Raw genomic sequence first — 8932 nt, forward strand, 5'->3', positions numbered from 1 at the left:
CGTGGCGGGTCAGGAGGCGGCGTTGCTGAGCGCGGTGACCAGGTTGGTGAGCAGCTGGTTGATGGCGGGGCCGGCGCCGGTGGAGGAGAGCGTGAAGCCGAACAACACGAGGGCCAAGGCGGGCCAGAAGCCGACCGCGCGGCTCCGGTAGAGGACGGCGGTGATGATGCCGAAGAGGACGGCGAGGGAGACGGTGACGGCCACGGCTGGCTCCTGGCGGGTTGTTGGTGGGTTGGGCGGACGGGCGGGCCGGGTGTGGTGTTTGCTGGTCCGGCCTGGTGGTACGTCAGGTTCGGGCTGCGCCCCGCACCACTGGGGTGGGGGCTGGGAGACGAGGGGGTTGTGGTGGCGCACGTGCACTACGCCTGCTGGAACTGCGATGCGGACAACCGGGTACACGGCGAGGGCTGCGACTGCTGCAACGTCGTGGAGGTCCCCGAGTCCTGGTTCTGCTGGAACTGCGACGCGGAGAACTTCTGCGACGACGACTGACCGCTGATCAGCCACGCAGGCCGGTGAGCGCGTTGCGGACACCGCCGAGGCTGACCTTGCGGCCGCCGTCGGCGTTGACAGCGGCGAGGACCTCCAGGTCGTCCAGGTCCTCGCCGTCGGTGCTCTCCAGCACCGCCAGGACCCGGTCGGTGAGGTTGAGCCGGGAGGCCGTCCGCGGCTCGGGAGCGGAGGCAGGGATGACGGGGACCGGCGCGCTGCGCGCACCCCGCCCGCCCCCACCCCGGTTCCCGCCGCCACCGCCGCGACCCCGGCCGCCCGCGCCGCCGTCCTCGGATTCCTCGAACTTCTCCGGGCACGCGGCCTGGTAGGCCTCCATCCCGTCCAGCTTCCCGATGTAGGCCTCGCCCGCGTCCTGCCAGGACTCCTTCTCGAGCGTGGCGTGCGGGCCGTCGCCGTACAGGGCGAGCATCTCGGGGTCCAGGCCCTCGGTCGGCACCTCGGAGCCGACCTTGAAGAACCGCATGCGGGCGGTGGGGTGCAGGCCGGAGAGGTGGTAGCCGCTGCCCTGGGTGCCGGGCCGGTCCTCGTCCGCTTCGGTGTCGTCGAACTGCGACACGAGCTCGACGGCGCCGGCGTACTTGGGGATCTGGGCGAGCTTCTGCCCGGCGGGCAGCAGGCCGTCGGAGACGAGCTGGCGCATCAGGTTCGACGTCCAGCGCAGCAGGATCACCTCGCCCTCCTTGAGCATGGAGCGCAGGGTGTCGGAGCCGCCGAGCTCCTCGAGGTGGCCGGCCTGCGCGAACAGCGCGATGCCCATGCCCAGGCTGCGGCCGGTGCGGCCGATGTCCTTGATGTAGAACGTCGCCTCGTCCCGGTAGGGGGCGCCCTTCTCCAGCAGCCGGTTCGCCTCGTCCACCACCATGTACATCAGCGGGTCCGGGCGGTTCATCAGGAACTTCGACCGGCCCGCGGCGGCGTACCGGATCTCGCGGGCCTTCATGACGTTCCAGAAGGTCCGCAGCTGGGCGATGGCGCCTTCCTGCGTGTAGACGCACCAGTCGCAGTTGCCGCGCGCCTCGGGGGCGGACTGGCCGCCCTTGAGGTCGGCGTAGAACACGCCGATGCCGGAGCGCTTCATCGCGGCGAGGATGATCTGCCCGCCGGTGGACTTCCCCGCGCCGGTCGTGCCGAACAGCAGCATGCGCTGCGCCGAGCCGGCCTTCGGGTCGTACAGGCGCAGCCGGGTGCGGCGCCCGTTGTGGTGCAGGCCGACCCAGATCCGGCCGGTGGCGTCGATGACCAGGCACTCGGGGTCGGGCAGGATCACGTCGGCGAGCGGGTCTTCGGGGTAGATGGTGACCAGGCCGCGGCTGCCGTGGGTCTCGACGGCGAGGCGGGCGGGGTCCTTGATGTTCATCGCGTCGGCGAGGCGGGCCATGTCGTAGCCGATGACGTCGCCGGGCGGGGCCTGGACGGTCAGCTCGTAGATGAGCCCCATGTCAGTGCAGTTCCTTCGTGTCGGTGTCGATGATGCGAACGCCGGTGATGACCGTGCCGGGCATGCCCTTGGGGGCGATGTTCTTCACCCAGTGCGCGTACGGGTCGAGGGCGGCCTGGTCGGCGGTGCCCACCGACAGGCGCCGGACCCCGGCGCCGCGGCCGGCCACCTTCTCGACGCGGATCTCCTCCTCGTCCCAGTCCAGGAGCGCGGACAGGGCGGTGATGGAGATCGTGGGGACCGGCGTGCCGGGGACGGCGGCGCGGATCAGGGCGGTCATCCCCTTCTCGCCGGTGCGCTCGACGTCGGTCAGGACGGTGCCGGGGGCGACACCGCCCTCGACGGCGACCCGCTGCGCCCACCAGATCGACATCGGGTGGGTGGAGCCGGCCGGGACGAGGGCGGCGGCCTGCTGCTCCTGGACCTGCTGGACGGCCTCGGGGGTGAGGGAGCGCTCGCGGCCGGACAGGACGCGGGCCATGCGGGCCGGGCGGACCTTCCAGGTGACCAGCGCCCACGTGGCGTCCAGCGCGAGCTCCCACCAGTGCAGGCCGTGGACCAGGCGCTCGGTGACGAGCAGTCCGGCCGCGCTGACGGGGGCCACGAGGTAGAGGGCGGTGGCGGCGTCGCGGATGCGGCCGCTCGGGAGGGTCGCCGACCAGATCAGCCCCCAGGCGGTGGCGGCCCCGGCGCCGCTGAGTGTGATGGCGAAGGGCAGGGGGTCGGTGGTGAGCGCGCCGGCCGCCAGTCCCGCCGTGGTGGCGAGGGTGGCGGTGCGGCCGGCGTAGCCGCGGGCAACGGCGATGCGCCCGCGCAGCGGGCCGAGGGACATCATCGGAAGGCTCTCCTTCGCGGGTGCCGCCGGGGAAGCGGCGGGGCGGTGGTGTGCGAAGGGGCGGCCGGGCGCCGACCCGTCGGGCGGCACCGGCCGCCCCGTGGTGGGGTCAGCGGTTGGCGTAGAACTCGCGGTCGGCCAGCTCGCCCTCCTTGGCGGCGATCACGTCGTCGACCGGCCCGTAGTCGGCCTCGTGCGCGTCGGCGGTGGCCTGGAACAGGGTGGAGAGCTCGGCGGTGGCGGCGGCCATGGCCTCGGCCTCCTCCAGGACGGAGAGCATCACCGCGGCGGCGTCGCGGTGCTCGGCGACGGTGTCCCGGTCGACGTTCATCCCGGCGGCCTGGTCCGCGAGGCGCTGCACCGACTTCGCGCAGCCCTCGACGTACTCGTAGGTGCCTGTGACCTGCTCGGACAGATAGGCCAGGCGCACCGCGGCAATGGCGAGCTGGCCGACCACGATGCCGTAGCTGACGGCGTCGCGGATCACCTCGCCAGCGGCGGCGAGCACCCCGCCGGTGGAGATCTCCAGATCGCCGCCACCGCCGGCGGGCCGGTCGGTGGGGGCCTGGTGGACAGCGGCCGGGGCGTGGCTTGCGACCGGCGCGAGGTCGGTGTCGGACATCGGCTCTCCCTTCCTACTTCTCGTGGTAGTCGCGCTCGGCGGGCGCGGCGTGGCCCATGTCGCGCGTGATATCGGCGACCGGCTTGTCACGGCGGGCCGCGTTCGTGCCGGCCGCCGCGATGGCCTCCGCGGCGGCCGGGATCGCCTCGGCGACCGCGTCGGCCTTCGCCTTGACCTCCTCGGTCTTCTCGATCAGGGAGGCGACCATGCCCTCCAGGACGCCCGGGACCTTCAGGTCGACGACCTTGGCATGCAGAGCCTCCAGGCGGCCGAGCAGCTTCTCGCAGCCCTCCGCCGCCAGGCGCGCGTCGTCGGCGCCCTGCAGAATCTCCTCCGCCATGTCGGCATCCGCCTCGATGACGTCGTGGATCGTCAGGTCCGAGTCACCGGCGTACTGGGTGCCGGAGCCCGTTCTGGGCACGGGGATGGTCACGTGTCGTCCTCCAACGGGTGATGCCGGCGGCATCGGGGTCGAGCGAGTGGTTCCGGGCCTGGCGTGCGGGCCGCTGTACGGGGCGCGCGGCAGCGCGGCCTGGCCCCGGCCGATCGCCGGGGCGGCCTTGTCGGGGTCGGGCCGGTCGTAGCGGCGCACCTTGTGCTCCGTGCTGTGCATCCAGCCGGGCGGCGGACCGAACCCGCCGGTGCCCGCCCCGGCGGCCTGGCCCGCGGGCCCGGTGCCGGTGCTGCTGGCCTGCTGCGAGCGGCGGGCGTTCGCCCGCTGGGCCCGCTCGCGGGTCTGCCGTGCTTTGCGCTCCTGGCGCTCCTGGTGCTGGCGGGTCTTGCGTTCCTGCTGCTCTCGGCGCTTGCGGGCCCGGAGGTCCTCCGGGCTGCCGGGGGCGGTGGTGCCGGGCCTGCGCAGCCGCCAGGGCCTGGACCCGGTCTCCCCGCCCGGGGTGAACGTCCGTCGGGTGCGGCGGCTGCTTCGGGCGCCGGCGGTCGACGCGGTGCCCGCCGTGCCTGTCCCGGTTCCGGTCGATCCGGGCCGCACGGCGAGCTCGGTGCTCGGCGAGGCCGGCTTCGTCGTGTCCGCCGTGCCGTCCTTCGCCGTGCCCTTGGGCTTCTTGCCGTTCAGGATCCGGTCCACCGCCCGCTTGCGGACCGCGCCGCGGATGGTGGTCGGGGTGGCGCCGGAGCCGCTGTGGGCGCCGGTGGGCTTCCAGCTCCCGGTGGTGATCCTGTCGGCGACCCGGCGGCGGGCCGCTCCGCGGATCGTGTCCGGCCCGGCCGGGGTCCGCTCGGGCTTGCCCGGCCGCTCGCCCGGAGTCTTCCGGTCGGTGCCCGGCTGCTTGTCCTTCGGGCCGTTCAGGATCCGGTCGGCGGCCCGCTGGCGGGCGGCTCCGCGGATCGTGTCCGGCCCCGCCGGCTGCCGTGGCGGCCGTTGCTGACCGCCGTTCAGAGAACCGTTCCGGGAGCCGTTTTGGGCTCCGGAATTCCCGTCCTGGCGGCCCTTTCGGGCGGAGTCCTCCAGGGCCTTCCTGCGGGCCTCCTGGACCCGCCCGGGCCCGGTGCTGCCCTGCGCCCCGGAGCGTCCGTCCTGCCCGCCTCCACGGCCCGTATCGGGCTTCTTCGGCTGCGGGCCGCCAGGCCCCGTCTGCCCGGTGGAGCGGAACGTCGAGGGCACCGAGCTATTCGGTCGGCCCGAATTCGGAGAGGAATTCGGGGTGGATCCACGCGAGTTCCGCCCGAATTCCGGCCCCGACTGCATGCGGCCTCGCTGCTGCGCCGCCAGGGCGGCCGCGCGGGCCCTTTCGAGTTCGGTATTGGCCTTTCCCGTGACTGCGTTCTGCTGGTCCCTCACGGCCTTGAAGTGCTCCGCTCGGGCTTTCAGGTAGCCAACGGCGTGGTAGGCGCCGCGCAGGGCGGCGACCGTGATTCCCGCCATCATCACGGTGGACATCGAGGCGACCCCGGCCAGGGAGCCGGAACCGGCGGCCGGGGCGGCTTCCATTCCATGGGCGGCGGTTTCCGAATTCCCGCCGAGTTCGGGCCCCTCGGGAACGGAAAGGGACGCGGGCGGGGCGAATTCGGTGGTCAGCGGGGCGAGGGTCGGCAGGCCGTCGCCGGGGCCGTCCTCGCCCACGACCCCGGGCAGGGTCAGGCCGGGGAAGCCGAGCACGGTCCCCGTGGTGTCGTCGGCCATCCGGCCGCCTCCGATCGTTCGTCACTGTGCGTCACCGATCCGGGGCCTCTCGCGTGCGCGCACAGTGCGCGCACGTGGAGACCCCGGATGACGGCATCGCGGCGGATTCGGTGAGCGCGAAGAGTCACCCCGTCGCTCGGCCCGTCAGGAGCCGGCGCGGGCCTGCGTCCACGCGGTGAGCATCCGGACCAGGTCCGCCCAGGCCGTCTCGTCCCGGCCGGCCATCGCGCGGGCCAGATCCCACAGCGCCTGGGCGCGGTCGGGATTCGTCGCGGTCGCCGCGATGCGCTGATTCCAGTGGGCAGCCTGCCCGGGTGTGAGCGGCACGGATTCACGCCTCCTTCAGGAAATCCAGGAACGTCGCGGCGGGCTTTTCCTGGGCGTTTCCGTCGCCGTTTCCGTTCTGCTGGTCGGTGAATCCGGCGGCGATTCCGTGCAGGTTCGCCGCCGTGTTCACTGCCTGCATTCCCTGCCCGTTCTTGATTCCGGCCTTGTGGGCCTTCTGGAGCGCCTTGGCGGCGGCGCGCTTCTCGCGCTTGACGGGGAGTTCGACGTACAGCCGGTTGTAGGCGGCGTCGATCTTTCCGGCCTCGTTCACGGCCGCCCGCAGGTGCTTTTCCAGGGCGGCCATCGGCCGGGTCGCGCGGAATGCGCGGACCTTGGCCTCCAGCGGCTTGTCGCCGTCGATGTGAATGTCCTCCAGGGCCGAGCGGTACTCGCTCAGCAGGCCCTGGACCTCGTTGGCCATCTGCCGCAGCCGCTCGCGCTGCTGGGCGGCGTAGAGGTTGGTGCCCTGCGGCTTGAGCAGGTGCTCCGACGTCCATCCGTTGTTGTGGTGCTGGTTCATGGGGGGTCCTCCAGGGAAGTTGACCGACCCGGGCTCCGGCCGGATGTCCGGGTCGCTGCGTGGTGCTCGGCGCCGCGGCGCCTTCGCCGGCCACCAGAACGCATGGCGTGCTGGTGACCGGCGGAGAGGCCGGGCAGGTCAGCGGCGGCGCAGCCGGGGGTGGCACCACCAGCAGTCGGGGCCGTGGTCGCGGGTGGTGCGGGCGTGGGCCAGCAGGAACGGGGTGGCCACGACCGCTGCGATGGCCGCCACCGTCAGGAGGAGGCCGATCGCGTACTCCAGGGCGTTCATCAAGGGATCCCTTCATCGCTCTGACCAGGGGTTTCGGCGCTCGGCGCCTTCCGAGCGCCCCAGGGCGGCCCGGGTGCGGGCCGTGCTGGGGCGCAGGGGAGCTGCCGATCAGCTCGGTGCGGGGCGGGGGTTACGCGGCCTGCGCGGTGTCGTCACGACGGCCGGCGGCCTGGTTACGGCGCTCGGCGACGATCTCCCGGGCGCGGTCACGGCGGTCCTGGCGGGTGCCGCCGGTGATGCCGAGGGCCCGCTCGATGTAGCTGAGCGTCACGACCTCCTCGCCGAACTTCTCGATCATGTCGGCGACGATCAGGGCCTGGCGCTCGGCCGGGGTACGGCGAGCGTTCTCGTGGGCTACGGACGCGGCCTCCAGGGCTACGGCCATCGCCTTCTCCAGCTCCGCGGCCTGCGCGTCGGCGGCGGCCTTCGCGGCCTTCGCCGCGGCCGCCCGCTGCTCGGCCTCAGCCTGGGTTACGGCGGCCTCCGCCTCCTTAACGGCGGCGAGCCGAGTGTCCTCGGCCGCCTTACGGCGAGCCTCGGCGGCCTTCTCCGCCGCCTCCGCAGCCTCCTTCTGCTTCTGCGCCAGCACCCGCTGTGCCTCCGCCTCGGCGGCGGCCTGGGCCTCGCGGTGCTCGCGCTCCAGGCGCTCCTTCTCCTGGCGGGCGGCGAGCTCGGCCTGCTCGGCCTTCAGACGCAGCTGGGTCTGCTCCGCCTCCCAGTTGAGCTGCGCCTTTTCCTGCTCGCGGCGGATCTCGGCGGCGCGGGCCTCGGCGGCCGCGGTGGCCTCGGCGGCCTTCGCTGCGGCCTCGGCGCGCAGCCGCTCGGCCTCGGCGGCGGCCTTCTCCTCCTTGAGCTTCTGGTCGAGTTCGGCCTGTCGTACCACCGCGTCGGCGGCCGTACGGGCCTCCTCGCGGGCCTTGGCGAGCTCGGCCTGGGCGCGCAGGCGCTCGGCCTCGGCGCGGGCGTTCGCGGCGTCGACCTCGGCCTGCCGCTGGACCTCCGCGAGGGCCGCCGTAGCCTCTTCCTCCCGCAGCCGTAGGGCGAGGGCTCGCGCCCGTACCCCGGCCTCGTGCTCCCGTACGGCCTCCTCAGCGGCCGCATCCGCCGGCACGTCGAGCGCCTCGGCGACGGTGAGTCCGAGACGGGCGAGCGTAAGCGGCATCAGCGCGTCCGTAGGGGCCGTCTTGCGCCACTTCTTTCCGTAACGCTGCGTGAGGAGCTGCCGGTAGATCTGGCGGTCCTTGAACAGCTCCAGGGCGCGCTGGTAGGAGGTGATCTCCCACAGCTTCATCAGCCGGACGACCTGCGCCGTGGCGATCGGGTCGAGCAGCCAGCGGGAGAGGCGGGCGCCTTCCATGCGGGGGCGGTGGTGGATCTGGTCGATCTGCGCCGCGTAGACGTGCGCGGCGATCTCGCTGAACACCACCCAAAGCGAGGCAAGGACCGCGTGCCCGATCTGGGAGGCCAGGTTCCCGGCGCTCACCCAGTTCAGGTAGACGGTGCCGGCCGCGCCAAGGCGGGGCACCCACTTGACCCACGCGGCCGGGCGGTCGACGCGGATCAGGATCAGGTTGACGATGCTGAACGCCAGGATGCTCAAGTCCAGGCCGATGGGCAGCATCCACGGCTCGGACCACTCCCAGCCGCCCTCCTTGGCGGGGAGCGCGGCCTTGCGCTCCAGCGCCGAGTAGGACGAGGCCAGGCCGATGACGGACACGCCGGTGGCCAGCAGGATGCCGAACCCGGCCAGGACCCAGTCGGCGGCGGTGAACCGCAGCGCCTGCCTGACCTTCTCCGGCTCGGGGCCGGCCTGCTCGGGGACGTAGACGGAGTCGGCCGGGGCGGACGCGGGCGCCGCCTGACCGGCCGGGGGGAGGGTGGTGACGGCCATCGCCGTCTCCCTTCTCTTATGTGCTGGTCGGGTGGTCAGGCGGTGCGGGCGCGATTGCGGGCGGCGCGACGCTTCATCGCGCGGCGCTCGTCCTCCGACATGCCGCCCCACACGCCGGCGTCCTCGCCGGTCGTCAGCGCCCAGGTCAGGCACTGCTCCATGACCGGGCAGCGGCGGCACACGGCCTTGGCCTCCTCGATCTGCAGCAGGGCCGGGCCGGTGTTGCCGATCGGGAAGAACAGCTCCGGGTCCTCTTCGCGTTCTCCGAACTAGCCGTCACGCTGCTTGATGACTCGGGTAGCGTGCGGTCAGTGGCGACGGGACTGAATGCAGATGACTGGCTGGCAGATACGCG

10 protein-coding genes and 1 pseudogene are annotated in these 8932 nt (G+C 73.1%); 1 reads left to right on the forward strand and 10 read right to left on the reverse strand.

The genetic code is table 11. The features are described 5' to 3' along the window. Positions 1-9: 9 nt before the first annotated feature. A complete protein-coding gene (locus tag ABT095_RS36080; protein WP_350533838.1) occupies positions 10-204 on the reverse strand; it encodes a hypothetical protein in 195 nt (64 codons plus the stop codon). Between the two features lie 141 nt (positions 205-345). Here ABT095_RS36080 and ABT095_RS36085 point away from each other — a divergent pair, with 141 nt between their 5' ends. Further along, a complete protein-coding gene (locus ABT095_RS36085) occupies positions 346-492 on the forward strand; it encodes a hypothetical protein (protein WP_318277776.1) in 147 nt (48 codons plus the stop codon). A gap of 7 nt (positions 493-499) precedes the next feature. On the opposite strand, the gene ABT095_RS36090 is transcribed toward ABT095_RS36085, so the two are convergent. The 9 genes and pseudogenes from ABT095_RS36090 to ABT095_RS36130 form a co-directional block, all read right to left on the reverse strand. Further along, positions 500-1951 (reverse strand): ATP-binding protein, encoded by a 1452-nt coding sequence (locus ABT095_RS36090; RefSeq protein ID WP_350533839.1) that lies wholly within the window; start codon positions 1949-1951, stop codon positions 500-502. A 1-nt stretch (position 1952) separates the two neighbouring features. Then, on the reverse strand, positions 1953-2786 hold the full coding sequence (locus ABT095_RS36095) for a hypothetical protein (protein WP_350533840.1): 834 nt from the start codon (positions 2784-2786) through the stop codon (positions 1953-1955). A 109-nt stretch (positions 2787-2895) separates the two neighbouring features. Continuing rightward, the gene (locus tag ABT095_RS36100; protein WP_350533841.1) at positions 2896-3408 is read right to left on the reverse strand and encodes a hypothetical protein; all 513 of its coding nucleotides are present in this window, start codon (positions 3406-3408) and stop codon (positions 2896-2898) included. A 13-nt stretch (positions 3409-3421) separates the two neighbouring features. Further along, on the reverse strand, positions 3422-5548 hold the full coding sequence (locus ABT095_RS36105; RefSeq protein ID WP_350533842.1) for a hypothetical protein: 2127 nt from the start codon (positions 5546-5548) through the stop codon (positions 3422-3424). A 144-nt stretch (positions 5549-5692) separates the two neighbouring features. Next, positions 5693-5875, reverse strand: coding sequence for a hypothetical protein (locus tag ABT095_RS36110; RefSeq protein ID WP_030286848.1), 183 nt, complete (start codon positions 5873-5875; stop codon positions 5693-5695). Positions 5876-5879: 4 nt separating this feature from the next. After that, positions 5880-6395, reverse strand: coding sequence for a hypothetical protein (locus tag ABT095_RS36115; RefSeq protein ID WP_350533843.1), 516 nt, complete (start codon positions 6393-6395; stop codon positions 5880-5882). A gap of 138 nt (positions 6396-6533) precedes the next feature. After that, positions 6534-6686, reverse strand: coding sequence for a hypothetical protein (locus ABT095_RS36120; protein WP_350533844.1), 153 nt, complete (start codon positions 6684-6686; stop codon positions 6534-6536). A gap of 130 nt (positions 6687-6816) precedes the next feature. After that, the gene (locus tag ABT095_RS36125) at positions 6817-8577 is read right to left on the reverse strand and encodes a DUF2637 domain-containing protein (protein ID WP_350533845.1); all 1761 of its coding nucleotides are present in this window, start codon (positions 8575-8577) and stop codon (positions 6817-6819) included. A gap of 35 nt (positions 8578-8612) precedes the next feature. Next, positions 8613-8837, reverse strand: a pseudogene (locus tag ABT095_RS36130) (WhiB family transcriptional regulator); the annotation flags it as partial. Positions 8838-8932: the final 95 nt, after the last annotated feature.

The sequence above is a fragment of the Kitasatospora sp. NPDC002227 genome (genome assembly GCF_040296285.1).
GTDB lineage: Bacteria > Actinomycetota > Actinomycetes > Streptomycetales > Streptomycetaceae > Kitasatospora.

What these genes read in the sequence shown, in the direction of transcription:
- ABT095_RS36125 (WP_350533845.1), bottom strand. Translation starts at nt 8,577, where the DNA reads ATGGCCGTCACCACCCTCCCCCCGGCCGGTCAGGCGGCGCCCGCGTCC.
- ABT095_RS36105 (WP_350533842.1), bottom strand. Translation starts at nt 5,548, where the DNA reads ATGGCCGACGACACCACGGGGACCGTGCTCGGCTTCCCCGGCCTGACC.
- ABT095_RS36115 (WP_350533843.1), bottom strand. Translation starts at nt 6,395, where the DNA reads ATGAACCAGCACCACAACAACGGATGGACGTCGGAGCACCTGCTCAAG.
- ABT095_RS36090 (WP_350533839.1), bottom strand. Translation starts at nt 1,951, where the DNA reads ATGGGGCTCATCTACGAGCTGACCGTCCAGGCCCCGCCCGGCGACGTC.
- ABT095_RS36120 (WP_350533844.1), bottom strand. Translation starts at nt 6,686, where the DNA reads ATGAACGCCCTGGAGTACGCGATCGGCCTCCTCCTGACGGTGGCGGCC.
- ABT095_RS36095 (WP_350533840.1), bottom strand. Translation starts at nt 2,786, where the DNA reads ATGATGTCCCTCGGCCCGCTGCGCGGGCGCATCGCCGTTGCCCGCGGC.
- ABT095_RS36100 (WP_350533841.1), bottom strand. Translation starts at nt 3,408, where the DNA reads ATGTCCGACACCGACCTCGCGCCGGTCGCAAGCCACGCCCCGGCCGCT.